We start from the raw sequence: 26,315 nt of genomic DNA on the forward strand, positions 1-26,315 counted from the left end.
GGGGGAAGGACAGGCGCAGGAGCCGCGCGTGCTGGCGGTCGCGCAGCAACGCGCGCAGAGTCTGGGCTCTGGTGGCCATGTGAACTCACTCCCTGTGGATCTTTTTTGGAGGGGCAATAGTAGCCTAAAGTTCTTGAGTCCCGGGCTGCGCAAAGCGCAGCCGCGACCGTGGCACCGTTATCGATTGCCGGGTTTCAAGAAGGATTAGATTCTGAGTTCGCCCTGACCAGAATTCGCGCAACCGGGCGAATGGCCTGTTGCGCAAGGCGTCCGGAGGGCGCACGCTGCGGCGGTCTGGACAAGCCCATCGACGGATGACAGCGCCTCCATCGCAGCGCCCGCACTTGCAATCGCTCCCCGTGCAACAGAGTGGCAGCCTGGTGCAGGGTGTCGCGGCCTTGCTGTGGTTGCCGCAGGCGGCCTTGTTGGCCTGGGCGGTGGACGGCCTCGCGTCGGGGCACGGCATGGCAGCAGTGGGGTGGCCGGCCGCGGGCATCCTGCTGTTGGGCCTCATGCGCAGTGCTTGCGAAGCCTGGGGTGCGCGTCGTGTCTTCGTGCAGGCCCGTGCCCACCTGACGGCCTTGCGGGCGCGGGCGGCGGCAGCGCTGGCAGCGGGCTCTCCCTCGGATCGCATGCGTGTGCCCTCGGGCTTGGCGGCCAGCGTTGTCGCCGAACAGGCCGAGGCGGTGGTGCCATACCTGGTGCGCTATCAGCCGGCGCGTTGGCGCGTGATGGTGGTGCCGCTGGCGATCGCCGCCGTGGTGGCTTGGCTCTCCTGGGTCGCGGCGGTCGTGCTGCTGGTCGCGGCGCCGCTGATCCCGGTTTTCATGGCGATCGTCGGCATGCGGGCGCAGGCGGCGAGCAAGGCGCAGATGGTGGAGATGGGCAGCATGAATGCCTTCCTGCTGGACCGATTGCGCGGCCTCGCCACCTTGCGTGCGCTGGGCGCGGTGGATGCCACGGCGCAGCGGCTGGGCGAATCCGCGCAGTCGTTGAGGCAGCGCACCATGGCGGTGTTGCGCATCGCGTTCCTGTCATCGGCGGTGCTCGAACTGTTTTCGGCGCTCGGCGTGGCGATGGTGGCGGCGTATGTGGGATTTCACCTGCTGGGGACGCTGGAGTTCGGCGCCTGGGGCGATCGGCTGACGCTGGGCGAAGGCGTGTTCATCCTGCTGCTGGCACCGGCGTTTTTCGAGCCGTTGCGGGACATCGCGGCGGTCTGGCATGACCGGGCAGCAGGAGAGGCGGCATTGAATGCGCTCCGCCAGATGGAACGGCATGGTGTTGCATTGCCCGGCGGGCACGCGGCGGTTTTTGGCGGCGACGCGGTGGCCGTGCCTGCACACGCACGCGCATCCGCATCCGCATCCGCGTCCGGACACGCACATGCACATGCACATGCACAGTGCACGCCGTCCACTCCGTCAACTCCGTCCACGCCGTCCACGCCGTCCACGCCGTCCACGCCGTCCACGCCGTCCACGCCGTCCACGCCGTCCACGCCGTCCACGTCGTCCACTCAGTCCACGTCGTCCACTCAGTCCACGTCGTCCACTCCGTCCACGTCGTCCACCCCGTCCACGCCGACCACGGCGTCCACGCCGACCACGGCGTCCACGCCGTCCACGCCGTCCGTGACCGTTCGCCGCCTGCACTTCGCGCACCCCGGTGAGCGGCCGGTGTTCGAGGACTTCGACCTCCGCATCGCAGCCGGCGAGCACGTCGCGTTGCTGGGCGCGAGCGGTTCGGGCAAGACCGTACTGCTATCGCTGCTCGCGGGCCTGCTCCCTGCCGAACGGGGTGCGATCGAGATCGGCGGCGTGCAGATGTCCGAGCGCACCGCAAGCGCATTGCGCCAGCGCATGGGCTGGATGGGGCAGAAGCCGCATGTGTTCGCGGCGTCCGTGGAAGCCAACGTCGCCTTGGGCCGTGTCGGCATCGGCGTGGCGGAGGTCGCGCAGTCCATGCGTCTTGCGGGACTGGCGTCCGTGGTGCAAGCGCATACGGGTGTGGGATTGGGCGAGGGCGGATTGGGGCTTTCGGGCGGTGAGGCCGCCAGGCTCGCGCTGGCGCGCATGGCCGTGCATGTGGACGCCGACCTGCTGTTGGTCGACGAACCCACCGCGCACCTCGACACCGAAACCGCCGCGCGCGTGGCCGATGCGCTGCTGGCATTGGGACGCGGCAAGACCATGGTCGTGGCCACGCATGATCCGGTGCTGGCCGCGCGCATCGGCCGCGTGGTCCGCCTGGATGCCGGGCCGTTGGAGCGGGCCGCGTGAGCGCCGCCCGGCCGCCCGAAGGCGCTCGCACCGCAGCGCGCAGCGCGAAGGTTATCCAATGACCACCGCATGGCGCCAGCTCAAGCCGGTGCTGCGGCCTTTCCTCGACGCGCAGCCGCGCGCCCTGTGGCTGGGCGCGCTGCTGGCTGTGCTCACGGTGTTGATGGGCATGGCCTTGCTGGGCGTGTCGGGCTGGTTCATCACCGCGGCGTCGCTGGCGGGCCTGAATGCCGCAACCGCCGTGGTGTTCGACGTGTTCACGCCATCGGCCGGTATTCGCATGCTGGCGCTCGGGCGCACGGCCTCGCGCTATGCGGAGCGGCTGGTCACGCACGATGCGACCTTCGGCGTGCTGGCCGCGTTGCGCGTGCGGCTGTTCCGTGGCTGGGCGCAGCCCGAGGCCGCGCGTGCGTTGCTGGCGCAACCATCGCGGCTGCTGTTCCGCCTGACCGCCGACATCGACGCACTGGAATCGCTCTACCTGCGCCTGCTGGTGCCGGCCCTTGCGGCCTTGGGTGCGGCACTGCTGGCAGGCGTCGTCGTCGGCTTCATGCATGTGGGCGTGGGCCTCGCGCTGGGGCTCTGGCTCGTCGTGTGCGGTTGGGGTCTGGCGATGGTCATCGCGCGTCACGCGCTTCGGCCTGCGGTGCTGCGGGGCCATGCGATCGAAGCCTTGCGTGCGCGCACGGTGGACCTCGTGGCGGGCCAGACCGATCTCGTGATGGCGGGCCGCATCGACGCGCAATGCGATGCGCTGGCGTCTGCCGATGCGCGCCTGGCCAGGGCCGACCTGGCATTGAACCGACTCGAGACCGCTGCCGGTTTTGGCTATGGCGCGGCCGGCACGGTGAGCCTGGTCGGCATGTTGCTGGCGGTGGGTTGGCTGGTGGGCGAGGGCGTCATTGGCGCGCCCGGCGCGGCGCTGGCATTGCTCCTCGCGTTGACCGCGATTGAACCCTTTGCCGCATTGCGGCGCGGCGCACTCGATGCTGGCCGCACATGGCTCGCGGTGAAGCGCCTGGGTCCGCGAATGGCCGTGGCGGATGGGACTGTGCCTTCGTCATCGGAAGTCGCAATACCTTTCGCATTGCGCCTGCAAGACGTGTCGGCACGCTACGACGGCAGCCCCGCGAACGTGCTGACCCATCTGTCATTCGCCATCGCCACCGGCGAACGCGTGGCACTGATCGGCCCAAGCGGCGCAGGCAAGTCGACACTGCTTGCAATGGCGACCGGAGAGATGACACCCATCGCCGGCACCATCGCGCGGCAACCCGCCTGCCTCCTGACCCAGCGCACCGAACTGTTCCACGACAGCTTGCGCGACAACTTGCGCCTGGCCGACCCATCCGCCGATGACGCGCGCCTGTGGTCCGCACTCGATGACGCAGGGCTTGGCGACGAGGTGCGAGCCCTGTCGGCGGGCCTCGATACCACATTGGGCGAGGGCGGTCTAGGCTTGTCGGGTGGGCAATCCAGACGACTTGCGCTCGCGCGGCTCTTCTTGCGTAATACGCTGCTGTGGGTTCTGGACGAGCCCACCGAAGCGCTGGACACCGCCACTGCACACGATGTGCTGCGCTGCCTGTCCAGCCATGTCGCAGGCAAGAGCCTGCTGATCGCCACCCATCTGCGACGAGAGGCAGAACTGGCGGATCGGCTGGTCTGCCTGAGGGAGGGGTGCGTGGTTGCCGACCTGAAGCGCGGCACGGACGCTTTCGACGCCGCGCTCCATGCGCTGCGCCCCGACTGATCGACAAGAAAAAGCAAGCAAGACACACGAGGAGCGTCCCCATGGACATGGACATCGTTGCACTGTCGCGATTGCAGTTCGGCGCCACGGCGCTCTATCACTTCCTGTTCGTGCCGCTGACCATCGGCCTGTCGATCCTGCTGGCCATCATGGAGACGGTCTACGTCATGACGGGCCGCGTCATCTGGCGCGACATCACCAAGTTCTGGGGCACGCTGTTCGGCATCAACTTCGCGATGGGCGTGGCCACGGGCGTGGTGATGGAGTTCCAGTTCGGCATGAACTGGAGCTACTACAGCCACTATGTCGGCGACGTCTTCGGCGCGCCGCTGGCCATCGAAGGGCTGATGGCCTTCTTCCTGGAAGCGACCTTCGTCGGTCTATTCTTCTTCGGCTGGGACAAGCTGTCGAAGGTGGGCCACCTGGTGACGACCTGGGCGGTGGCGATGGGCACCAACTTCTCGGCCTTGTGGATCCTGATCGCCAATGGCTGGATGCAGAACCCGGTTGGCGCGGTGTTCAATCCGAAGACGATGCGCATGGAGGTCAGCGACTTCTACGAGATCCTGACCAACACGGTGGCGCAGGCCAAGTTCGTGCACACGGTGTCGGCGGGCTATGCGTGCGCGTCGATTTTCGTGCTGGGCGTGTCGGCTTGGTACCTGCTGCGCAACCGGCACGTGGAGATTGCGAAACGCTCGATGACGGTGGCTGCCTCCTTCGGCCTGGCGGCCTCGCTGTCGGTCGTGCTGCTGGGCGACGAGAGCGGCTACCAGTCGAGCGAGCACCAGAAGATGAAGCTCGCGGCCATCGAGGCGATGTGGAAGACCGAGCCCGCGCCGGCGCACTTCACCGCCTTCGGCTTCCCTGACCAGGAGGCGCGCGAGACGCACTATGCGGTGCACATCCCGTGGGTGATGGGCCTGATCGGCACGCGTTCGCTCAACACCGTGATTCCCGGCATTGATGAGTTGGTCAAGCGGGCCGAGGTGCGCATCGTCCAGGGCCTCAAGGCCTACGACGCGCTGCAACAGATTCGCGAGGCCGGCAGCACCACGGCGGTGACGCAGGGCGTGCGCGATGCCTTCGAATTCAACGGGCCGGACATGGGTTACGCGCTGCTGCTAAAGCGCTATGTCGATGATCCGCGCAAAGCCACGCCCGAGCAGATCCGCCAAGCGGCCTGGGACACCGTGCCGCAGGTGTCGCCGCTGTTCTGGTCCTTCCGTGTGATGGTGGCGATCGGTGTGTTCCTGATCCTGTTGACGGCAACCTTCTTCGTGCTGTCGGCGCGACGGCGACTGGACCGGCACCGGTGGCTGCTCAGCGTCGCCGTGTGGTCGATCCCGCTGCCGTGGATTGCGGCAGAGGCCGGCTGGATGGTGGCCGAGTTCGGGCGACAGCCGTGGATCATCGAAGGTGTTCTGCCGACGGCCCTGGCGGTGTCGAACCTCGGGGCCACGACATTGCTCATCACGCTGCTTGGCTTTGTCGTGATCTACACGGTGCTGTTGATCATCGAGATGAAGCTGATGCTCAAGGCCATTCGCAAGGGGCCGCTCGATGAGCATTCGCCCCTGGTGGGCGATGTGCTGCGCGGCTTCGGCCGGAACCCGTCCCGGCCTTTCGCCCCAGGGAGCTGAACCATGATCCTCCACGAACTCCTGGCCTACGACACGCTGCGCATGATCTGGTGGCTGCTGCTGGGCATCCTGCTGATCGGCTTTGCGGTGACGGACGGCTTCGACCTGGGCACCGGCATCCTGCTGCCCTTCGTCGGGCGCAACGACATCGAGCGGCGCGTGGTCATCAACAGCGTGGGGCCGGTCTGGGAAGGCAACCAGGTCTGGCTGGTGCTGGGTGGTGGCGCCATCTTCGCGGCCTGGCCGCAGTTGTATGCAGTGTCGTTTTCCGGCTTCTATCTCGCGATGTTCGTCATCCTCACGGCGTTGATCCTGCGGCCGGTGGCCTTCAAGTTCCGTAGCAAGCGTGAAGACGCCGCGTGGCGCACGCGCTGGGACTGGACGCTGTTCTACTGCGGGCTGGTGCCCTCGCTGATCTTCGGTGTCGCGATCGGTAACATGCTGCAGGGCGTGCCGTTCCGCTTCACGGCCGACATGCACATCCTCTACGAAGGCACGTTCTGGGCGCTGCTCAATCCGTTCGCGTTGCTGTGCGGGCTGGTGTCCGTCGCGATGCTGGCGATGCATGCCGCCGGCTGGCTCGTGTTCAAGACGGATGGCGCGGTGGCTGAGCGCGCTCGCTCGCTGGGCATGCTGGCGGCGCTGCTGACGGTGGCGCTGTATGCGTTGGCCGGCGTCTTGCTGCTGACGGTGATGACCGGATATCGCGTCACCAGCGTCGTCGATGTGCTGGGACCTTCGAACCCGATGCTCAAGACGGCGGAGGTGCGCGCCGGTGCCTGGTTCAGCAACTACGCGGCCCATCCGTGGACGCTGCTCGCGCCGGTGCTCGGGTTCGTCGGCGCCATCGGCTCGCTGCTCGCGTTGATGGCGCGGCGCGGCGGGCTGGCACTGCTGTGCTCGGGGCTGGGCATCGCGGGCATCATCCTGAGCGTGGGCGCATCGATGTTCCCGTTCATCCTGCCGTCCAGCCTGGACCCGCGCGCCAGCCTGATGGTGTTCGACTCCTCATCGAGCCACCTGACGCTGTTCATCATGCTGGTCTGCACCGGCATCTTCCTGCCAATCATCCTGGCGTACACGACATGGGTCTATCACGTGCTGTGGGGCAAGGTGGATGAAGACGCGATCCGCGAGGAGCGTGGTCATGCCTACTAGGCGCGTTCCCGAAGCGCCTGCGGCGGGGCGCACTCGAGGGGGCGCACCCAGCGGCCCGGCAAAGCCGTTTCCACGGGTTCCGCGGGTGCCCACGACCAGGTTTCGTGACGCTTGCCTTGGCTCGATCAGATCTGGAGAAAGGACTGTCTGATGTGGTACTTCGCGTGGATGCTCGGGCTGCCGCTGGCGGCGGCCTTTGCGGTGCTCAATGCCATGTGGTACGAGCTGATGGACGACGAGGCGATTCGCAAGGCGGCGCTGGAGCCGGAAGGGCCGCAAGGGCAGGAGCGGCTGTAGCGGCTGTAGCGGGGACGCCATAGGCCGCGCACCTGCGTGGCGATGATGTTGCGCGGGATCTGGCGGTCTTTCGCGCGCGTGACGGGCGAGGCGAGGACGGAGCCCCAGGCAGGCTCGGAATCGCCCGGTCTCGTACGACTTCGCAATCAAGCGCCTGACTGCGTTGAATCGCCTTGCCGTGCTGCAGCACTGTCTGCGGCGTTCTGCGCTTGATTGCAAAGTCCTATCGGTTGGCAAGTTCGAAGCGGGTGCCGCAGACGGTCACGCACTCGGCGTCCGACGGCAGGCCGCGTGCTTTTGCGGCTCGACGGATGGCATCGGCATCGCGCACTTTCAGCGTGACGGCCGCGAGGCCTTCGCCGCGACCGTCGGTGGCTGGCGCAAAGCGCAACGTGGCGTTGTCGACCTGTAGTTGCCGATCGGCCATGTTCTTCTCGACCGGGCGTTGCAGGATCTGCCCCCACTTGTGCGCGAGCGCCAGAGGGTCGGCACTCTGCAGCACGGCACCGGCAAAGCCTTCGACGCGGTCGGTCACCACTGCGTCGCGCCAGTGCGGGCCAGCCGGCCAGTAGGGGCCTTGCAGGTCGGCGCCGTCCTTGGTGGTGTTGATCTCGAGCAGCGCGCCGCCGGTATCGCGCGGGTGCAGTTGCATGCCTTCGTAGTCCCCCAGGGCCAGGGGCGCGGCGATGCGCACGCCGATGTGGGCGACATGCTCGCGCCAGCGCGGCAAGGCCTCGCTGTCCAGGATGACCATGTAGCCGCCATCGCCGCCACGCCGCTCCAGGTAGCGGCCGGCGGTGGTGCCGTCGCGCACCGGCGCGACCACTTCAAGGAAACTGCTGCCAAAGGGCATGAGGGCGTTGCGCAGGCCGAACTGCCCGACCGCCGGGTCGCGGTGGCAGACCTTCACGCCGAACACGGCGCAGAGGTCGTCGACCACGAGGTCGAGATCGCGGGCCACGAGGCAGATCTGGCGCAGGCGCAGGTAGGTGTTCGTCACATGTCTCCTTTGTTGCTCGAGTGACTGTCGAACCCGGAAATATCAACTAAAAATGCCAGGATCAAAGAGACAAGGCACTCGCCATTGCGCTGCAGATGCTCTTCGGCACTTCGATGACGCGCGTGCGCAGCCGCGACTGCATCGTGGCGCCGTCCGACACGCATGCCACGGGCGACGGCCGACACACGAACCGAAGGATTTGCAAATGATTTACCAGGACATCACCGTCGCCGTCGAGGCCCATGTCTGCACCATCACGCTGAACCGCCCTGAGCGGCTCAACGCGTGGACGCAGCGCATGGAGAACGAGTTCCGCGCCGCCATCGAAGAGGCTGCTGCAGATGACGCCGTGCGTGCCATCGTCGTGACCGGCGCCGGTCGCGGCTTCTGTGCCGGTGCCGACATGGACATCCTCGAAGCCGGCGCGGCCTCGGGCGGTGAAGGCACCGCGGACGCAAGTTCGCTGAAGCCGCGCGTTCAGGGCATCGAGCGCAACTATGCCTGGCGCTTCAGCTACCTGCTGCGCGTGCCCAAGCCGGTGATCGCGGCGATCAACGGGCCTATCGCTGGCATCGGCCTGTGCATGGTGCTGTTCTGCGACTTCCGCTACATGGCCGAGGGGCAGAAGCTGACCACCGCCTTTGCAAGGCGGGGGCTCATCGCGGAGCACGGTACGTCGTGGATGCTGCCGCGGCTGGTCGGCGTGACGAATGCGCTGGACCTGTTGATGTCGGCCCGCACGGTGGTGACGAGCGAAGCCGCAGCGCTGGGCCTCGTGAAAGCCGTACCGGCCGAAGGTTTCCTGGCCAGCGTGCAGCAGACCGCGCGCGAGTTGGTGCACTTCGCCTCGCCGCGCTCCATCGGCGTCATCAAGCGGCAGGTGTACGACGGCCTGTTCCAGGATCTCGACGGTGCCTGGGAACGTGCCGACGAGGAGATGCATGCATCGTTCAAGAGCGAGGACTTCAAGGAAGGCGTGGCGCATTTCCTGGAAAAACGCGCGCCGGCGTTCAGCGGGCGCTGACATCGGTGTGAAAGCGCAGGGGGACCGGCGCTACGCTTCCTTCCGCCTGTGGCACGGCACATGGCGCCCGCACGACAGACATTCAACAAGACCAGACCCTTATTCATGAAGACCCGCATCACCGAACTCTTCGGCATCGAGCATCCGATCATCCAGGGCGGCATGCACTACGTCGGCTTTGCCGAGCTGGCCGCCGCTGTGTCGAACGCCGGTGGCCTCGGCATCATCACAGGCCTGACGCAGCGCACGCCCGAACTGCTGGCCCAGGAGATCGCGCGCTGCCGCGAGATGACCGACAAGCCCTTCGGGGTGAACCTCACCTTCCTGCCGACCGTGAGCTCGCCCGACTATCCGGGCTACATCCGCGCCATCGTCGACGGCGGCGTCAAGGCGGTCGAGACCGCCGGCAACAATCCGCAGAAGTGGCTGCCTGCATTGCATGAAGCGGGCGTCAAGGTGATCCACAAGTGCACCTCGGTGCGCCACTCGCTCAAGGCCGAGTCCATCGGATGCGACGCGGTCAGCGTCGACGGCTTCGAATGCGGTGGCCACCCCGGCGAGGACGACGTGCCCAACTTCATCTTGCTGCCGCGCGCGGCCGAAGAGTTGAAGATCCCCTTCGTCGCCTCGGGCGGCATGGCCGACGGCCGCTCGCTCGTGGCCGCGATGGCGCTGGGCGCCGAGGGCATGAACATGGGAACGCGCTTCATCGCCACGAAGGAGGCGCCGGTGCACGAGAACGTCAAGCAGGCCATCGTGGCCGCCAGCGAACTCGACACGCGGCTGGTGATGCGCCCGCTGCGCAACACCGAGCGCGTGCTCCGCAACGACGCGGTCGATCGCCTGATCGAGAAGGAAAAATCGCTGGGCGCTGCGCTGACCTTCGAGGACATCATCGACGAGGTCGCCGGCGTCTATCCGAAGATCATGAAAGAGGGCGCGATGGATGCCGGCGCCTGGTCCTGCGGCATGGTGGCCGGCCTGATCCGCGATGTGCCGACCGTCAAGGAATTGATCGATCGGATCATGGGCGAGGCCGAGGCCATCATCGGAAAGCGCCTGGCGGGCTTTGCCGCGCGCTGATCGGCTGCTGGCTATTTCCAGGGCGTGGCGGGCGGCACTGCGGCGGCGGGTTCGACGTCGACGCTCTTGAAATCCGCCGGAGAGACGATCTCGAGGTACTCCATGTCGGGCGAGTAGTCGAACAGGTAGTGGCGGATGCCCGGGCGCTGGTGCACGACGTCGCCGGCCTCCACCAGCGTCTCCTGGTCCTCGTACATGAACCGGGCCCAGCCTTTCATCATGATCACGATCTGGAAGTCCGCCTCATGGCGGTGCCATCCGGTGCCCTCGTCCGGTGGCATGTTGGCCTTCACCAGGTGCGCGATGACGGCGCCGTTGGTGGCTTCGGCAATGCCAAGGTCGCGGTACAGGAAGAAATCGCGCAAGCCGCCAGAGACGAACTGCGTGTCGCCGGGCTTGACGTGCGAGAACTTGGTAGCGGTTCGGTCCAGCATGGGGCATTCCTTCGGGATGGTTGATGCTGCGCCGCAGCACGCAAAAACCATTCCCGAGGGAGGCGCCCGTTTGGCGCGAATCTGGGGCCTGCTCGCACTGCGAACGGCGTCGTGAAGGCGTGCCCCTATGCGGTGCCGACGACCGAAAGTGGGCATGCCTGGCGCTCCCGCGCCATCACGAATCGCTCCCGCAACTGGCGCGCCAATGCGGGTGCATTGCGCCGGACCAACGCGACTCCGTAGCTGCCCAATGGCTGGCCTTCAAGACTGATCTGAACGCTCGTGAAGTAGTGGCCCAATGCATCGCAGGCATCCAGAAGACACCGTTCCAGCGACTCGAGCGTGGTCTCGCTGTGCAGGAACGACTTGGCGCTGGCGCTCAGGCTGTAGGCATAGACCTGAGGGCGGATGCAGCGAATCTGCAGGTGTGGTTGCATGGGCGAATACCTTTGCGGGAGACGGTCGTCATTCGACCGAGACCTAAGGTATTCAGCGGGAAATAGGGTGTCCATACGTCGTATGGCCACGCGACTAGATCAAGAGTACTGGCGCGGCCCTATGCGGGCGGCAACGCCCACGCAGAGGCGCGAAACGCGAGTTCGTGCGCCTTCATGGCCTGGGCCAGGCGCGCGACTTCTGCTGCAGCGCCGGGCATGCGGCGCGCCAGGGCGTCGATCTGCATGGCATAGGCATCCGTCAACTCCTGCCATTGACTGAAGGCAATGCCCATGTCGCTCTTGGCGCTCATCATTTCGTGGCAATCCGCTTCCGCCGTCCCGGCGTGTACTGGCCAACCATTGCTGCTTCTCCCATTCCTGAGTCTCCCCGCGATTTGCACTTTAAACAACGGCCCTGACGGTTTTTGTGGCAATTGCCCAGGTCGGCCCTGTCCATCGAGGGCTGGGTGCTGTTTGCCTAGCAAGGGCCTACTGCCGGTATCGATGTCTTGCAATGGTTCGAACGACCATTCCATGCCTTGTCCATTGCGCCAAAAGTAGTAATCAACGTTGCAATTGGTTAAATGTTGGCGTTGACCATGTGTTGTATGAAAGCCGCATCCGTGACGCGATGCGAGGCACCATGCGGGCGAAACCGGCCGACCGGCGTTTGTTGGGATAATCCCGCGCCATGAGCGGCAACACCTTCGGCACCCTTTTCGCAGTCACCAATTTCGGTGAATCCCATGGCCCTGCGATCGGATGCGTCATCGACGGCTGCCCGCCCGGCATGTCGCTCAGCGAGGCCGATATCCAAGGCGACCTGGACCGCCGCCGCCCCGGCACGAGCCGTCACGTCACGCAGCGCAATGAGCCTGATGCGGTGCAGATCCTCTCCGGCGTGTACCAAGGGAAGACCACCGGCACGCCGATCGCGCTGCTGATCCAGAACACCGACCAGCGCAGCAAGGACTACGGCAACATTGCCCAGCAGTTCCGACCGGGCCATGCCGACTTCACCTACTGGAAAAAGTACGGCATCCGCGACCCGCGCGGCGGCGGGCGTTCGTCGGCGCGGCTCACGGCGCCGATGGTCGCGGCCGGCGCGGTCGCCAAGAAGTGGCTGGCCGAGAAGTACGGCACCGTGTTCCGCGGCTGCATGCAGCAGATCGGCGACATCGTGATCCCGTTCGAGAGCTGGGAGCACGTGCCCAACAATCCCTTCTTCGCGCCGGTGGCCGATGTGTCGCAACTGGAGGCCTACATGGACGCGCTGCGCAAGGCCGGCGACTCTTGCGGTGCCCGCATCCGCGTGACGGCATCGAACGTGCCGGTCGGCCTGGGCGAGCCGCTGTTCGACAAGATGGATTCCGACATCGCCTACGCCATGATGGGCATCAATGCGGTGAAGGGCGTGGAGATCGGCGCCGGCTTTGGCAGCGTGACGCAGCGCGGCACCGTGCACGGCGACTCGATCACGCCGGAAGGCTTCGACACCAACAACTCGGGCGGCACGCTCGGCGGCATCAGCACGGGGCAGGACCTGGAAGTCAGCATCGCCATCAAGCCGACCAGTTCCATCATCAGCCCGCGCAAGTCCATCGACGTGAACAACCAGCCGGTGGAAGTCGTCACCAAGGGCCGCCACGACCCCTGCGTCGGCATCCGTGCGACACCGATCGCCGAGGCGATGCTGGCGCTGGTCGTGATGGAGCATGCGCTGCGCAATCGCGCGCAGAACGGCGACGTGGGCGCGAACGGCGAGCCTGCCACCAGCGACGCCTCCGTTCCGCAATCGTCGCTGCTCTAGGCGGTGACGGCGACGGGCGGCGCGAGCCGCGGCCAGTTGCTGGCGTTCGCTGCCTTGTCGGCCAGCTACTTCGCGCACATCGGCTTCTTCAACCCCTACCTGCCGCTCTGGTTGAAGGACCAGGGCCTGCCGATCTTCACGATCAGCTTGTTGGCGGCGGTGCAATCGTTCACGCGGGTGTTCGCGCCGTATGCGTGGGGCGCGCTTTCGGATCACACGGGCGAGCGGGTGCGACTGCTGCGCATCAGTGCCGCGATTGCGCTGGTGGTGTCCTTCGGGCTGTGGATCCAGGGCGGGGCATGGTGGATCGCGCTGGTGCTGTTGCTGCTGTTCACGCACACCAGTTCCATGATGGGGCTCACCGAGGCGGCCATGGCGCACTTGGTGGCCGGCGATTGGGGGCGCTACGGGCGCATCCGCCTCTGGGGCTCGGCGGGCTTCCTGGTGACGGTGTTCATCGCGGGCGAATGGTTCGAGCGCTTCGGCATGCGGCACTTTCCGGCTTGGGCGGCCGTGACGCTGGCGCTGGTGCTGCTGTCGGCCTGGCGCCTGCCGGACATGCGGGAGCTGCCGGCCGCCTCGCACGAGGCGCACGCACCGATCGGGCCGGTGCTGCGCCAGCCGGCGGTGCGCTGGTTCCTGGCCTCGCTGTGCCTGCATGTCACGGCGCATTTCGGGGTCTACGGCTTCCTGTCGCTGTACCTCGATTCGCTGGGCTACAGCAAGGCCATGATCGGTGTGCTCTGGGCCGTGTCGGTGGTGGGGGAGATTGCCTGGTTCTTCGGCCAGGGGCGCTTCATTGCGCGCATGCCGATGGCGCGGTGGCTGGTGGTCTGCGGTGTGGCCGGCGCGATGCGGATGGCGATCACCGGCGCGGCGGGGCAGTGGCTGGTGGCCATCATGCTGGCGCAGGCATTGCACGCGCTGAGCTTCGCGGCGCACCACACCAGTTGCATCGCCATGGTCACGCGCTTCTTTCCCGGCCGGTTGCGCGGGCGCGGGCAGGCGCTGTTCACCGTCGTCGGGTATGGCGTGGGCGGTGTGGCGGGTGTGCTGCTCGGCGGTGCGATTGCGAGCCGGTTCGGCTTTGGCGTGATGTTCGGCGCCTCCACCTTGCTGTGCGTGCTGGCCACCGGGTGTGCCTTGCAGCTGGAACGCATCGAGCGACAGTCGCCGCAGCCCGCGGTGGCTTGACTGCGTGGGGCCGTATTCGTGCCGCTCGTACGCAACGTGATGCAGTCCATGACAATGAGCCGCTCGCCTCAACCCATGGAGTCCGCCGTGCCCCCGATCAGAAGCCTCGCCAGTGCCGCATTGCTCTCCGTCGCGGCGCTGCTGTCGGCCTGTGCCACGGACGGCGCGACGAACGCGGCCACGACCAGCGCTAAGGCGAATGCGTCGCCTGCGCTGGTCCCTTTCGCCTCCGACGAAGGGGTGGCCCGGTTGGCCCGTTCACGCGCCAAGGCGGACTTCGCGGCGCTCGCCAACCAGTTCGAAGCCCAGTACAACAGCGCGTTCTGCGGACCCACTTCGGCCGCGATCGTGCTCAACACGATGCACAGCCGCAGCGCCGACCTGCCGCGCGACCGCACGCGCCTGCGCAAGGACGATGTGCAGTTCCTGCCGCCCGGTGCCGACCCGATCGTGCCGCGCTTCACGCAGGATCTGGTGATCGACAAGGGCCCCAAGACGCGTGCCCAAGTGCTGGGCGAGCCTGCCGACATTGGCGGCAAGCAGGTGCGGGACTTTGGCTACCAGTTGCGCCAGTTCGACGCGATGTTGCGCGGGAACGGCCTCGTCACGAGAGCCGTGGTCGTCGACGATGCGCTGTCCGAGCAGACCATCCGCGCCGACATGGCGGACAACCTCGCGCGCAGCGGCGACTACGTGATCGTGAACTACCGGCGGGAAGCCCTGGGCCAGAAGGGCGGTGGCCACATCTCGCCGCTCGGTGCGTACGACGCCGCGTCGGACTCATTCCTCGTGCTCGACGTCAATCCGGGCGCGGCGGGCTGGGCGTGGGTGCCGACGGCGGCGCTAGTCAAGGCCATGCGCACCTTCGACACCGTGGAGAACCGCGGGTACGTCGTGGTCAACGGGCCATGAGGCCGCCGCGATTGCGCTGCGGCTAGATCAAATTCCGCATCGCCTGCGCCGTCTCCCGCAGCACCGGCAGCACGCGCTTCACCGCGTCCTCGCTGCCCTCATGCCCCATCGGCATCGTGATGTTGAGCGCGCCGACCAGGTCGCCGCGGCGGTCGCGCAGCGGCACCGCGATGCCGCGCGAGTTCAGGTCGAGTTGCTGCTCCGACAAGGACCAGCCCTGCGCCCGGATGCGCATCAACTCCAAGCGCATGCGCTCCTTGCTGGCGATCGTGTGCGAGGTGAACACCGCCAACTCGTGCGAGGCGAGCCAGCTGTCCATTTCGGCATCGGTACGCAGGGCCAGCATCAGCATGCCTGCGGCCGTCACCTGCGCCGGCACGCGCGCGCCCAGCACGTAGCCGGTGCTCATGTTGCGATTCGGGCCGTTGCGCGCGATGTAGACCACCTCGTCGCCGTCCATCACGCTGAGGTAGACGACCTCGTGCGTGCCGGCCGACACGCGTTGGAGGAAGGGCTGCACGATGCGTGGCAGCCGCGCCGACTCCAGGTACGACTGGCCCAGCCGCAGCACCCTCGGCGTGAGCCAGAACAGCTTGCCGTCGCTGGCCACGTAGCCCATGTATTGCAGCGTCAGCAGGTAGCGGCGGGCGGCGGTGCGGGTCATGCCGGTGCGCTGGCCGGCCTGGCTGGCGGTGAGGCGCGGGTTGGCGTCGTCGAAGGCTTCGATCACGCTGATGCCGCGCTCCAGGCCGGCGATCCAGTCGCGCTTCTCGAGTCCCGGCGGGGCTTCGTTTTCTTCTCTCGCCATCGAGCGTCTCCTCGGTGAAACCCCGGCAAGCGGACGATGATCGCCTGAGGCGGATCGATGATCGCACGAACGGGTTGAAAAGTGGATCACCAAGCCATGTGAGCCGTTAAAGTCCGGCTGAAACGGCATCGCCGCGCGAGCGATGCCGGAACAACGGAAGCGAGACATGCAGGCCATCAACGGCACCACCGACCTCTACCTGATCCCGGGCGATCCGATCGCCAACGTCCGCGTACCGCGCATGTTCAACGCGGTGTTCGAGCGCTTTGGCATCGACGCGGTCATGGTGCCCACGCGGGTCGCCGCGCGTGACCTGGCCGTGTTCCTGAAGGCGAGCTTCCTCGCGAAGAACCTCAAGGGCATGGTGATCGCGCCGCCGCACAAGCCGCTGATCGTGAGCCTGCTGGATGGCTGCGGGCTGTTCGGGCGCGTGGCGGGCTCCGCCAACATCGTGCGGCGCCTCAGCAACGGCGAGCTCGAAGGCGACCTGTTCGACGGCGAAGGCCTGGTGCATGCGCTCGACTACTACAACATCCCGTTCCGCGGCAAGCGAGTGCTGGTGCTGGGCGCGGGCGTGAGCGCCGCGGCCATCGGCGTGGCGCTGGCGGAGGGCGGCACGGTCGACGGCGCCGAGCACATCGCCTTCTACGATCCGGTAGCGGGCAAGGCCATCGGCCTGGCGACGCAGCTTGACTCCTTCTTCGACGCGACCGTGGTGTCGGTCGATTCCAGCGATCCGGCCAGCTACGACCTGGTGGTGAACGCCTCGCAAGCCGGCCTGCAACCGGGCGACCCGCTGGCCTGCGACGTGTCGCGCATGGAGTCGCATGCGGCGCTGTTCGACATCCTGCTGCGCGGCCAACCGACGCCGCTGGTACAGGCCGTGCGCGCACGCGGGCTCCATGCGCAGGCGGGCTTCGAAATGCTGATCCAGCAGATGCCCAACTACCTCGACTACTTCGGCTACGGCGCGGCCGCCAATGGCGTGCGGCACGACATGCGTTTCCTGCGCGAGCAGATCTACCCCGAGGCCATGCGCGGCGAGATCGACAAGCCGCTGCGCTACCACTCGGCCAATGTGGCCTAGATCCACAGGGACCCACTCATGAGCATCTTCGAAGGTTTTCTTTCCACCCCCGAGACGCTGGACGCGTTCGACGACCGCAGCTTCGTCGACGCCATGCTGCGCTTCGAGGCCGCGCTGGCGCGTTCCCAGGCTGCGGTCGGGCTGATCCCCGAATCGGCGGCGAATTCGATCGTCAACAGTTGCAAGGTCGAACTGTTCGACGTGGCCCGCATCGTGCGCGAGAGCGGTCGCGCCGGCAGCGTGGCGATCCCGCTGGTCAAGGCGCTGAAGGAAGCGGTGGGACTGTTCAATGCCGACGCGGTCGCGTACACGCATTTCGGCAGCACCAGCCAGGACGTGATCGACACGGCGACGGCACAGGTCACGCGCAACGCGATGGCGCTGATCGAGGCCGATCTGTCGCGCGCCATCGACGCACTGCTGGAGCATGCCGTCCAGCATGCGACCACGCCGATGCTGGCGCGCACGCTGATGCAGCCGGCCTCCGTCACCAGCTTCGGCTACAAGTGCGCGGGCTGGGTCGCGCCGCTGGTGCGCAGCCGCAACCGTCTCCGCGTGGCGAAGGCCAATGCGCTGAACGTCCAGTTGGGCGGCGCCGTCGGCACGCTCGCGCAGATGGGCGGCAAGGGCGGCGAGGTCATGCAACGGATGGCCGATGAACTCGAACTGGGCAACGCCGGCGCGACCTGGCACACGCAGCGCGACGAATGGGTTGCGCTGGGTTGCGAGTTGGGCTTGATGGTGGGCGCGCTCGGCAAGATCGCGCTCGACATCTCGCTGCTCGGCCAGTACGAAGTCGCTGAAGTCATGGAGCCGACCGAGCCCGGCCGCGGCGGGTCTTCGGCGATGCCGCACAAGCGCAATCCGGTCGCATCGATGGTCGCACTGGCGGCTGCGCAGCGCGCGCCACAACGCGTGGCCGCGCTGCTGGGCGCGATGCCGCAGCAACATGAGCGCGCGCTCGGCGCCTGGCAGGCCGAGTTGGCCGAATGGCCGCAGTTGCTGATGTCGGCGCATGGCAGCGTGCGCGCGCTCGCCTCGGCCTTGCCGGGCCTGCAGGTCGATGTGGTCCGCATGCGCGCCAACATCGATCGGCTGCGCGCCGAATTGCCGAAGGAAGCGGCCGATGAATGGTTCAACCCCGCGCTCGCGGAAAACGCCGGGCGCCTCGCGTTGGCGCAGGTCGAGCGTCTGCGTGGCCTCGATAAACCGAACAAGGAAAACCTTTGATGAGCAACCACAACGACTCCTCGGCCGACCACGCCGACTACACGCAAGGCCTGGTGCACCGCCGCCGCGTGCTCGGCGACGCCTGGGTCGACCGCGCGCTGGCCAACCGCAACGCCTTCAACAGCGAGTTCCAGGAAATGATCACGCGCCATGCGTGGAACGACATCTGGGGCCGGCCCGCGCTCGGCGACAAGACGCGCAGGCTGATGGTGCTGTCGATGATGCTGGGCGTGCATGCCTATGAGGAATTCGCGATGCACGTTCGCGCCGCGCTGGACGGTCCGGCGGAATCGCGCCTCACGCCCGACGAGATCAAGGAAGTGATCATGATGTCGGCCATCTACTGCGGCGTGCCGGTGGCCAACCATGCCTTCGGCATCGCGACCGGCATCCTGCGCGAGAAGGGCCTGTTGCCCGCCGCCGCGGCCTGAGCAATTTCAAGGAGAGACCATGAGCATTGAACTGAACGTCGTCCGTGAAGGCCAGGGCCCCATCGTCGTGCTGAGCCATGCGCTGGGCTGCGACCTGCACATGTGGGACGGCGTGGCCGCATCGCTTGCACGCGCGCACACGGTGATTCGCTACGACCACCGCAACCATGGCCTCTCGGCCAATTCGGCGGGCGCCTTCGGCATCGAGACGCTGGCCGACGATGCCGTCGCGCTGATCGAGCGCGAGGCTCCGGGCGAGACGGTGCATTTCGTGGGCCTGTCGATGGGCGGCATGACGGCGCAGGCGCTGGCCGAGCGTCGGCCCGACCTGTTGCGCAGCGTGGTCATTGCGAATTCATCGGCGTTCTACCCGGACCAGTCGCCGTGGCTTGCGCGGGTGCAGACGGTCGCATCGCAAGGTGTCGCGGCCATTGCGCCGGGCGCGGTGTCGCGCTGGCTCACGCCGGAATGGGTGTCGACCTTCGAAGGGCAGGCCGCTGCGAAGGCGCTGCAGGACACGCTGGAAAAGACAGACGCGGCGGGCTACATCGCCAGTTGCAATGCCGTCGCGGCCATCGATTTCCGGCAGAGCAACCCGCGCATCGCGGTGCCGACGCTTGTCATCGGCGGCCTGCAGGACGAGGCCACGCCGATGCCGATGTCGCAGGAGATGGCCGACGCGATTCCGCGCGCGCGGCTCGTGACGATCAACGCGGCGCATCTGAGCGCGGTGGAACGGCCGGCGGAGTTTGCCGAGTTGCTCATCGACTTCTGGCGCAGCCTCTGACTCTCGACGCACTCGCTACGAAGTCCTCACGCCTTCCATGCCGACTACCACGGCAGTTCCATCCGCTCGTCGTCGGGGCCGAAGACTTCGACGCGGGACGTCGCGAAGGTCGCGGTGCAGAACATCGGCTCCGGGCCGACGCTGAAGATCTGGTGCGGCACGTTGCGCGGGATCAGCAGCGTGCTGTCGGGGCCGAAGCGATGCACGCGGCCCTGCATGTGCAACTCGCCGTGGCCGCTGTGGCACACGACCACTTCCTCGGCGTCATGGCGGTGCGGCGGCGTCGCCGCGCCCGGCGCCATGGTCTGCTGCCAGACGCTGAGGTCGTGCAGGCCGCTGCGTTCGTCCGCCAACGTGCGGTGCTCGATTCCGGGAATGTGCGCGACCGGCAGATCGGCGTGGGAGACGATGGGCGTCGAGAAAGCTGGTGTGGTCATCGAAGGCTCCGGTGATTGAGGGGGCGGGGGCCGGGGGATCGGCAAACGCAAGTTTCAAAAAACGCTGGTGCGTTGTGAAGCGGGCTCTATGCCACTACATTGAGGACGTTTCTTCCTCAATGGGAGCCCTCGCATGCAAGGCGTCCAGCAGTTCCTTTCGTTCGCGGAAACGGCCCGGCATGGCAGCTTTGCCGCAGCGGCGCGCGAGCTGGGCAGTGCGCCCTCGACGCTGGCCAAGGCGGTGTCGCGGCTGGAAGCCTCGCTCGGCGTCAAGCTGTTCCATCGCACCACCCGGCAGGTGAGCCTCACGCCGGACGGCGAGCGCCTCTACCGGCGTTGCGAACGCGTGCTGACCGAGATCGAGGACCTGCATGCCGATGCCGCCGGCACTCGCGCCACCGTGGTCGGCACGCTGCGCGTCGACATGCCGATCGTCTACGGCCGCCGCGTGGTGCTGCCGGTGCTGGCGCGTCTCAAGGCCGAGCATCCGGGACTGGAACTCGACCTGCGCTTGCAGGACAGCTTCGTCGAACTGGTCAGGGATGGGATCGACCTGGCGGTGCGCATCGGCGCGCTGCAGGATTCGACGCTGGTGGCACGCCGATTCGACAGCCAGTACCTGTTGCTCTGCGCAAGCCCGGATTACGTCGACCGGCACGGCATTCCTTCCACGCTCGCCGCGCTGGAACAGCACAAGGCCGTGCTGTTCCGCATGCCGAGCAGCGGCCGCGATCGGCCCTGGCAGTTGGTGCAGCGTGGCAAGGCCGTGAACCTGCAACCGCGCAGCGAACTGCGCCTGAACGATGGCGAGGCGCTGGTGCAGGCCGCCGTGCTGGGCCTGGGCATCGTGCAGTTGCCCAGCGTCATGGTGGACGACGAGTTGCGGGACGGCCGCCTCGTCGAGCTGCTGCCGTCGCTGCGCCCGCTGCCGATGCCGATCAGCGCGGTGTACCCGTCGCAGCGACTGCTGCCGCCGCGCGTGCGGGTGCTGCTGGATGCGCTGACGGCGCTCGGGGTCACGCCTCCGCCTCCGAGGCCCAAGACCTTGAAACGCCGAGGGTCGCCACCACAGTGAAGAATGTCGCTACTTTTTTCACTCGGCCGCCGGTGCGGCCTGCCCCCACATGACAGCCCAACTCCAGATCGATTTCGTGTCCGATGTGTCCTGCCCCTGGTGCGCCATCGGGCTGGGTGCCCTCGAGGCGGCCCTGGCCCGTGTCGCGGCCGATGTGCAGGCCGAGTTGCGCTTCCAGCCTTTCGAATTGAACCCGAGGATGGTGCCCGAGGGCCAGGACATCGAGGAGCACATCCGCGAGAAGTACGGCTCCTCGCCGGAGCAGCAGGCGCAGATGCGCGAGATGATCCGCCAGCGCGGCGAGGCGGTCGGCTTCGAATTCGGCATCGGCCTGCGCAAGCGCATCTACAACACCTTCGACGCGCATCGGCTGCTGCACTGGGCTGAACTGCAAGGCGCAGAACAACAACGCGCGCTGAAGAAGGCGCTGCTGGCCGCCTACTTCACGAAGGGCGAGAACCCCTCGGACCACGACTTGCTGCTGCGCGTGGTCGGCGAGGTCGGCCTCGACGTGGCGCGCGCCCGCGAAATCCTGAACAGCGACGAGTACGCCTCCGAAACCCGTTCGAGGGAGAAGCTCTACACGGATGCAGGCATCCACTCGGTGCCGGCGATCATCATCAACAACCAGCACCTGATCTCGGGTGGCCAGCCGGTCGAGGTGTTCGAGCGGGCGCTGCGGCAGATCGCCGGCGCGCAGCCGTCGACGACAGCGGTCGCGTAGCCGTTCAGCTTGCGACGAACCTGGCGCTCTTGAAGAAGATGTTGGGCTTGCGATAGACCGCCAGCAGCAGGCAGCCCTCGTCGGAGCGGGTCTCGTGCATGGAGCCCGGCACGCGATAGACGAACTGGCCCGCGCGGCAGATGCCGTCGTGGTCGTAGAAGGAGCCTTCGAGCACGAAGCTCTGTTCGATTTCCGGATGCTTGTGGAAGGGCAGCACGGCGCCCGGTTCCCACTTGAGCAGCACCGTCATCTCGCCCACTGCGTCGTCCCGGTAGAGCACCATCATCTGGATCTTGGGAAATTGCGAAGGCTGCCATTCCAGTTGGGAGGGGTCGACGTACACCGAGCCACCCGGCGTCGGCGCGAGCTTGCCGGAAAGTCGTTCATTGAAAACCGATGACATGGAAGGCTCCTCCTCAGATCTCGTCGATCGACGTGCTGCGTGTCGCGCCCTGCGCGGCGAGTGAATAGCGCTCGCGCGTCTTCACGTAGAAGCTCGCGCCGAAGCGGCCGATGGGGTAGTAGTTCTGCAGCCGCACGCGCCAGGTCTCGGTGTCGATCAGTTCGTCGCGCGCGTGCATCCACCGCACCTGGCCGATGAAGATCTGGCGGCTGGTGGTTTCCAGCTTTTCCCACAGCGTGCATTCGAAGGCCACGGGCGCCTCCGCGATGCGCGGCGGCTTCACGGCGTTGCTTGGCAGGGCGGTGAAGCCGACCACGTCGAGTTCGGAGACGTGCGGCGGATGGCGGTCGCCGCAGCGGTGCATCTGCTCGGCCGTGTCCTCGTCGGGCAGGTGCACCACGAATTCGCCGGTGCGAACGATGTTGGCGGCCGTGTCCTTCAGCACGCCGTTCTCCAGGCGGTTGACGCTGATCATGACGATGGGCGGTTCTTCGCCGAGCATGTTGAACATGCTGAAGGGCGCGGCGTTGACCACGCCATCGGGTCCGAGCGTAGTGACCAAAGCGATCGGGCGTGGCACGATCAGGCTGGCCATGAGTTTGTAGCGTTGGTGCTCGGTGAGTGCGGCGAAGTCGATGTCCATGGGAGGATGATGAGTCAGGGGATTGCTCACAGCACGTTACCCCGAAAGCGGGATGACGGGTTTCCAATGAGCGATGTATTCAAGGTCCAGCAAGGAGCGAAGTCCATGCCCGAATGGGACACAGCAGATTTCAGGCCAGTCCAGCGTGAATCCTCGGCCTCCCGCATCATCGTGGGGGTGCTGATCGCGGCGGCGATCGGTGCCGGTGGCTGGTGGTGGTACAGCACGCAGCGGCAGCAACCCGCACCGGTGGCCGTGGCGCCGGCTGTGACACCGCCGGTGGAAGACGAGCCGGCGCCGCCCCCTGCGCCGGTGGCGACCGGCCCGCTGTTCCCGATCGAGCCACAGCCCCCCGAGGCCGCGCCGCCGGCCGACCCCGATGCGCAAATGGCCCAGTTGCTGATGGCGTTGCTCGGCCAGCAGGCGGTTTCCTCGTTCCTGCAGGTCGACGGCTTCACGCGACGCGTGGTCGCCACGGTCGACAACCTGACCCGCGAGCAGGCCACGACGCGCATGTGGCCGGTGCAGCCCACACCGCAGCGCTTCAGCGTGGCGGGCGAGGGCGCCTCGCAGCACATCGCGGCGGACAACGCGAAGCGCTATGCACCCTTTGTGGCGTTTGCCGAGGGAGTCGACACGCGCAAGGCCGTGGCGCTGTACGTGAAGCTGTACCCGCGCTTCCAGCAGGCGTATGAGGAACTGGGCTATCCCAAGGGCTACTTCAACGACCGGCTGGTCGCGGTGCTCGACCATCTGCTGCAGGCACCGGAGCCCGACGCGCCGCCGCAGGTGAAGCTCACCGAAGTGAAGGGCGAGTACGCCTCCGCGCAGCCCTGGACGCGCTACGAGTTCGCGGACCCGCAGTTGGAGTCGCTGTCGGCGGGGCAGAAGATGATGGTCCGCATGGGTGCGGGCAACGAGAAGCGGCTGAAGGCGAAGCTGTCGGAGTTCCGCAAGGGGATTGCGGGTGGCGCGGTGCCGAAGGGTTGATGCGGGCGCCATCCGCCTGACTTGATTTCGCCTTCATACGCCTCACTGCGCTGGATCGCCTTGGCCGTACTGCAGCACTGTCCACAGCACGCCGCCTTGTTTGGCGTTTGATTGCCAAGTTGAATGAGCCGAGCCTCGCGTCAGTGCCGCAGGCCGCGGCCCTGCTCATCCATCAGAAACGCGTGACGGGCATGTCCGCTTCGCGCTTGTCGGCTGCGTACTTGCCCAGTTCCCACTTGGCGATCGCGTTGCGGTGCACTTCGTCCGGGCCGTCCGCAAAGCGCAGCGTGCGGGCGTGGGCATAGGCCATGGCGAGCGGGAAGTCGTCGCTCATGCCGCCGCCGCCGTGCACCTGCATGGCCCAGTCGATCACCTGGCAGGCCATGTTCGGTGCCACGACCTTGATCATCGCGATCTCGTTCTTGGCGACCTTGTTGCCGGCCACGTCCATCAGCCAGGCAGCCTTGAGCGTGAGCAGGCGGGCCATGTCGATCTTGCAGCGCGCTTCGGCGATGCGCTCCTGCGTGACGGTCTGCGAGGCGACGGTCTTGCCGAAGGCGACGCGCGACGAGGCGCGCTTGCACATCAGCTCGAGCGCACGCTCGGCCACACCGATCAGGCGCATGCAGTGGTGGATGCGTCCCGGGCCAAGGCGACCCTGGGCGATCTCGAAGCCGCGGCCTTCGCCCAGCAGGATGTTGTCGACGGGCACGCGCACGTTCTCGAAGTGCATCTCGACGTGGCCGTGCGGCGCGTCGTCATAGCCCATGACGTTGAGCGGGCGCACGATGCGGATGCCCTTGGTGTCGGCCGGCACGATGACCATGCTCTGCTGCGAATGCTTGGGCGCATCCGGGTCGGTCTTGCCCATGGTGATGTAGACGGCGCAGCGCGGATCGGCCGCGCCAGAGATCCACCACTTGTGGCCGTTGATGACGTACTCGTCGCCCTGGCGTTCGATACGGGTCGAGATGTTGGTGGCGTCGCTCGAAGCCACGGCCGGCTCGGTCATCGCGAAGGCCGATCGGATCTCCCCTTCCAGCAGCGGCTTGAGCCAGCGCGCCTTGATGGCTTCGGAGCCGTAGCGGGCGATGGTTTCCATGTTGCCCGTGTCGGGCGCCGAACAGTTGAAGGCTTCGCTGGCCCAGGGCACCGCGCCCATGATTTCGGCGAGCGGCGCGTATTCCTGGTTCGTGAGGCCGGCGCCGGCATAGCCCGCGACATGCGCGCTGTCTACCGGCAGGAACAGGTTCCAGAGGCCCTGGGCCTTGGCCTTCTCCTTGACCTTTTCGACGGTTTTCAAAGCGGTCCAGCGCTTGCCCGCCGCAGTGTTGGCGGCCAGCTCCGCGGTGTAGTCGGCCTCGGCCGGGTAGATGTGCTCGTCCATGAAAGCGCGCACGCGCTTCTGCAGTTCTTGGGTCTTGGCCGAATATTCGAAATCCATCTTTGCTGTCTCCAGGGGTGAAAAGGGTCGTCAGGCGCGTTGGGCGAAGGCCCATGCCATCTCGGCCACCGGGCGGGCGCCGCGGCCAGATGCCACGGCTTGCTCGCTCGACGCGGTACCGGCCTCGACCCGCTTGGCAATGCCTTGCAGGATCGCGGCCATGCGGAACAGGTTGTAGGCCTGGTAGAAGTTCCAGTCTGGCGCCAGCGCCTCGGGCGTGGTGAGGCCGGTGCGCTCGCAGTACTTGCGGATGTATTCGCTCTCGGTCGGGATGCCCAGGCTCTTGTGGTCGAGCCCGCCAATGCCGCGGCCGAATCCTTCCGGTATGTGCCACGACATGCAGTGGTAGCTGAAGTCGGCGAGCGGATGGCCGAGCGTCGACAGCTCCCAGTCGAGCACGGCGATGGGGCGCTGCTCCGTCGCGTGGAACATCAGGTTGTCGAGGCGGAAGTCGCCATGCACGATGCTGGTCATCTTCTCGTCGCGCGCGCTGGCCGGCATGTGCACCGGCAGCCATTCCATGAGCTTGTCCATCTCGGGGATGGGCTGCGTGATGGACGCGATGTACTGCTTGCTCCAGCGGCCGATCTGCCGCTCGAAATAGTTGCCAGGCTTGCCGTAGTCGGCCAGGCCACGATCGGCGAACCTGACGGTGTGCAGCGCCGCGATCACGCGGTTCATCTCGTCGTAGATCTTGCTGCGCTCATCGTTGCTCATGCCGGGCAGGGACTGGTCCCACAGCACACGGCCGGCCATGAATTCCATGACGTAGAAGGCGCGGCCGATGACGCTTTCATCGATGCAGAGGCAGTACATGCGCGGCACCGGCACGTCGGTGCCTGCCAGGCCACTCATCACCTTGTACTCGCGCTCGATCGCATGCGCGGAGGGCAGAAGCTTGGCCACCGGACCGGGCTTGGCGCGCATCACGTAGCTCTGGCCGGGCGTGACCAGCTTGTAGGTCGGATTCGACTGGCCGCCCTTGAACATCTCCACCGTGAGCGGGCCCTTGAAGCCTTCGAGGTTGGCTTCGAGCCATGCCGTCAGCGCGTCGATGTCGAAGGCATGCTGCGGCGATACGGCACGCGTGCCGATGAAATTCTGGTAGTCGGTCATGTCGGGGTACTGGGCGTCCGTGACGCAAGGAACCAAGGTGAGCAAACTGATGCCTGTTCGGGAGCACCCGCGGAACCGGCTTCGCCGGGCCGCTGGGTGCGCCCCCTTGAGGG

At 66.7% G+C, this 26,315-nt stretch carries 27 protein-coding genes; 17 read left to right on the forward strand and 10 right to left on the reverse strand.

Annotation, left to right across the window (positions count from 1 at the left end; genetic code table 11):
• Positions 1-314 precede the first annotated feature (314 nt).
• The 5 genes from WKW82_RS15595 (at position 315) to cydX (ending at position 7,133) form a co-directional block, all read left to right on the forward strand.
• Positions 315-2,282, forward strand: a complete 1,968-nt coding sequence (locus tag WKW82_RS15595; protein WP_340343223.1) for an ATP-binding cassette domain-containing protein — start codon at positions 315-317, stop codon at positions 2,280-2,282.
• Positions 2,283-2,340: 58 nt separating this feature from the next.
• Positions 2,341-4,035, forward strand: coding sequence for an amino acid ABC transporter ATP-binding/permease protein (locus WKW82_RS15600; RefSeq protein ID WP_340343224.1), 1,695 nt, complete (start codon positions 2,341-2,343; stop codon positions 4,033-4,035).
• A 41-nt stretch (positions 4,036-4,076) separates the two neighbouring features.
• Positions 4,077-5,678, forward strand: coding sequence for a cytochrome ubiquinol oxidase subunit I (locus WKW82_RS15605; protein WP_340343225.1), 1,602 nt, complete (start codon positions 4,077-4,079; stop codon positions 5,676-5,678).
• Positions 5,679-5,681: 3 nt separating this feature from the next.
• On the forward strand, positions 5,682-6,836 hold the full coding sequence (cydB, locus tag WKW82_RS15610) for a cytochrome d ubiquinol oxidase subunit II (protein ID WP_340343226.1): 1,155 nt from the start codon (positions 5,682-5,684) through the stop codon (positions 6,834-6,836).
• A gap of 150 nt (positions 6,837-6,986) precedes the next feature.
• On the forward strand, positions 6,987-7,133 hold the full coding sequence (gene cydX, locus WKW82_RS15615; protein ID WP_340343227.1) for a cytochrome bd-I oxidase subunit CydX: 147 nt from the start codon (positions 6,987-6,989) through the stop codon (positions 7,131-7,133).
• 223 nt (positions 7,134-7,356) lie between these two features.
• Here cydX and WKW82_RS15620 read toward each other — a convergent pair whose 3' ends face one another.
• The gene (locus WKW82_RS15620) at positions 7,357-8,133 is read right to left on the reverse strand and encodes a VOC family protein (RefSeq protein ID WP_340343228.1); all 777 of its coding nucleotides are present in this window, start codon (positions 8,131-8,133) and stop codon (positions 7,357-7,359) included.
• Positions 8,134-8,338: 205 nt separating this feature from the next.
• On the opposite strand from WKW82_RS15620, the gene WKW82_RS15625 reads away from it, so the two are divergent.
• Complete coding sequence (locus WKW82_RS15625) at positions 8,339-9,157, forward strand: enoyl-CoA hydratase (protein ID WP_340343229.1); 819 nt, start codon at positions 8,339-8,341, stop codon at positions 9,155-9,157.
• A 105-nt stretch (positions 9,158-9,262) separates the two neighbouring features.
• On the forward strand, positions 9,263-10,240 hold the full coding sequence (locus WKW82_RS15630) for an NAD(P)H-dependent flavin oxidoreductase (RefSeq protein WP_340343230.1): 978 nt from the start codon (positions 9,263-9,265) through the stop codon (positions 10,238-10,240).
• Positions 10,241-10,251: 11 nt separating this feature from the next.
• Here the strand turns inward: WKW82_RS15630 and WKW82_RS15635 are convergent, their stop codons facing one another.
• The 3 genes from WKW82_RS15635 to WKW82_RS15645 all read right to left on the reverse strand — a co-directional run bounded on the left by WKW82_RS15635 (position 10,252) and on the right by WKW82_RS15645 (position 11,425).
• Positions 10,252-10,674, reverse strand: a complete 423-nt coding sequence (locus WKW82_RS15635; protein ID WP_340343231.1) for a cupin domain-containing protein — start codon at positions 10,672-10,674, stop codon at positions 10,252-10,254.
• 125 nt (positions 10,675-10,799) lie between these two features.
• Complete coding sequence (locus WKW82_RS15640; protein WP_340343232.1) at positions 10,800-11,111, reverse strand: hypothetical protein; 312 nt, start codon at positions 11,109-11,111, stop codon at positions 10,800-10,802.
• A gap of 119 nt (positions 11,112-11,230) precedes the next feature.
• The gene (locus WKW82_RS15645) at positions 11,231-11,425 is read right to left on the reverse strand and encodes a hypothetical protein (RefSeq protein WP_340343233.1); all 195 of its coding nucleotides are present in this window, start codon (positions 11,423-11,425) and stop codon (positions 11,231-11,233) included.
• A 377-nt stretch (positions 11,426-11,802) separates the two neighbouring features.
• On the opposite strand from WKW82_RS15645, the gene aroC reads away from it, so the two are divergent.
• The 3 genes from aroC (at position 11,803) to WKW82_RS15660 (ending at position 15,027) form a co-directional block, all read left to right on the forward strand.
• Positions 11,803-12,921, forward strand: coding sequence for a chorismate synthase (gene aroC, locus WKW82_RS15650; RefSeq protein WP_340343234.1), 1,119 nt, complete (start codon positions 11,803-11,805; stop codon positions 12,919-12,921).
• A gap of 3 nt (positions 12,922-12,924) precedes the next feature.
• Complete coding sequence (locus tag WKW82_RS15655) at positions 12,925-14,115, forward strand: MFS transporter (protein ID WP_340343235.1); 1,191 nt, start codon at positions 12,925-12,927, stop codon at positions 14,113-14,115.
• A gap of 87 nt (positions 14,116-14,202) precedes the next feature.
• Entirely contained in the window at positions 14,203-15,027 is an 825-nt protein-coding gene (locus WKW82_RS15660; RefSeq protein WP_340343236.1) for a phytochelatin synthase family protein, read from the forward strand.
• A gap of 22 nt (positions 15,028-15,049) precedes the next feature.
• Here WKW82_RS15660 and WKW82_RS15665 read toward each other — a convergent pair whose 3' ends face one another.
• The gene (locus WKW82_RS15665) at positions 15,050-15,835 is read right to left on the reverse strand and encodes an IclR family transcriptional regulator domain-containing protein (RefSeq protein ID WP_340343237.1); all 786 of its coding nucleotides are present in this window, start codon (positions 15,833-15,835) and stop codon (positions 15,050-15,052) included.
• A gap of 166 nt (positions 15,836-16,001) precedes the next feature.
• Here WKW82_RS15665 and WKW82_RS15670 point away from each other — a divergent pair, with 166 nt between their 5' ends.
• The 4 genes from WKW82_RS15670 to WKW82_RS15685 are packed head-to-tail and all read left to right on the forward strand — an operon-like array spanning position 16,002 to position 19,370.
• Positions 16,002-16,922, forward strand: coding sequence for a shikimate dehydrogenase family protein (locus WKW82_RS15670; RefSeq protein ID WP_340343238.1), 921 nt, complete (start codon positions 16,002-16,004; stop codon positions 16,920-16,922).
• A gap of 18 nt (positions 16,923-16,940) precedes the next feature.
• On the forward strand, positions 16,941-18,152 hold the full coding sequence (pcaB, locus tag WKW82_RS15675; protein ID WP_340343239.1) for a 3-carboxy-cis,cis-muconate cycloisomerase: 1,212 nt from the start codon (positions 16,941-16,943) through the stop codon (positions 18,150-18,152).
• Positions 18,152-18,583 (forward strand): carboxymuconolactone decarboxylase family protein, encoded by a 432-nt coding sequence (locus tag WKW82_RS15680; RefSeq protein ID WP_340343240.1) that lies wholly within the window; start codon positions 18,152-18,154, stop codon positions 18,581-18,583. Before pcaB ends, WKW82_RS15680 begins: the two co-directional genes overlap by 1 nt.
• A 19-nt stretch (positions 18,584-18,602) precedes the next feature.
• Complete coding sequence (locus WKW82_RS15685; RefSeq protein WP_340343241.1) at positions 18,603-19,370, forward strand: alpha/beta fold hydrolase; 768 nt, start codon at positions 18,603-18,605, stop codon at positions 19,368-19,370.
• 44 nt (positions 19,371-19,414) lie between these two features.
• Here the strand turns inward: WKW82_RS15685 and WKW82_RS15690 are convergent, their stop codons facing one another.
• Entirely contained in the window at positions 19,415-19,807 is a 393-nt protein-coding gene (locus WKW82_RS15690; RefSeq protein ID WP_340343242.1) for a cupin domain-containing protein, read from the reverse strand.
• 133 nt (positions 19,808-19,940) lie between these two features.
• Between WKW82_RS15690 and WKW82_RS15695 the strand changes: the two genes are divergently transcribed.
• Positions 19,941-20,882 (forward strand): LysR family transcriptional regulator, encoded by a 942-nt coding sequence (locus tag WKW82_RS15695; RefSeq protein ID WP_340343243.1) that lies wholly within the window; start codon positions 19,941-19,943, stop codon positions 20,880-20,882.
• 49 nt (positions 20,883-20,931) lie between these two features.
• On the forward strand, positions 20,932-21,606 hold the full coding sequence (locus tag WKW82_RS15700) for a DsbA family oxidoreductase (protein ID WP_340343244.1): 675 nt from the start codon (positions 20,932-20,934) through the stop codon (positions 21,604-21,606).
• Between the two features lie 4 nt (positions 21,607-21,610).
• Here WKW82_RS15700 and WKW82_RS15705 read toward each other — a convergent pair whose 3' ends face one another.
• Together WKW82_RS15705 and WKW82_RS15710 are read right to left on the reverse strand one after the other, a co-directional pair.
• Entirely contained in the window at positions 21,611-22,009 is a 399-nt protein-coding gene (locus WKW82_RS15705; protein WP_340343245.1) for a cupin domain-containing protein, read from the reverse strand.
• Between the two features lie 13 nt (positions 22,010-22,022).
• Positions 22,023-22,652, reverse strand: coding sequence for a flavin reductase family protein (locus WKW82_RS15710; RefSeq protein WP_340343246.1), 630 nt, complete (start codon positions 22,650-22,652; stop codon positions 22,023-22,025).
• Positions 22,653-22,757: 105 nt separating this feature from the next.
• On the opposite strand from WKW82_RS15710, the gene WKW82_RS15715 reads away from it, so the two are divergent.
• Positions 22,758-23,642 carry a DUF3014 domain-containing protein gene (locus WKW82_RS15715; RefSeq protein WP_340343247.1) on the forward strand — a complete coding sequence of 295 codons (885 nt, stop codon included), beginning with the start codon at positions 22,758-22,760 and terminating at the stop codon, positions 23,640-23,642.
• 172 nt (positions 23,643-23,814) lie between these two features.
• Here the strand turns inward: WKW82_RS15715 and WKW82_RS15720 are convergent, their stop codons facing one another.
• Positions 23,815-25,086 carry an acyl-CoA dehydrogenase family protein gene (locus WKW82_RS15720; RefSeq protein WP_340343248.1) on the reverse strand — a complete coding sequence of 424 codons (1,272 nt, stop codon included), beginning with the start codon at positions 25,084-25,086 and terminating at the stop codon, positions 23,815-23,817.
• 30 nt (positions 25,087-25,116) lie between these two features.
• Positions 25,117-26,202: a phosphotransferase gene (locus WKW82_RS15725; protein ID WP_340343249.1), complete on the reverse strand. Its 1,086-nt coding sequence runs from the start codon at positions 26,200-26,202 to the stop codon at positions 25,117-25,119.
• Between the last annotated feature and the right edge of the window lie 113 nt (positions 26,203-26,315).

This window comes from Variovorax rhizosphaerae (genome assembly GCF_037889975.1).
GTDB lineage: Bacteria > Pseudomonadota > Gammaproteobacteria > Burkholderiales > Burkholderiaceae_C > Variovorax > Variovorax rhizosphaerae.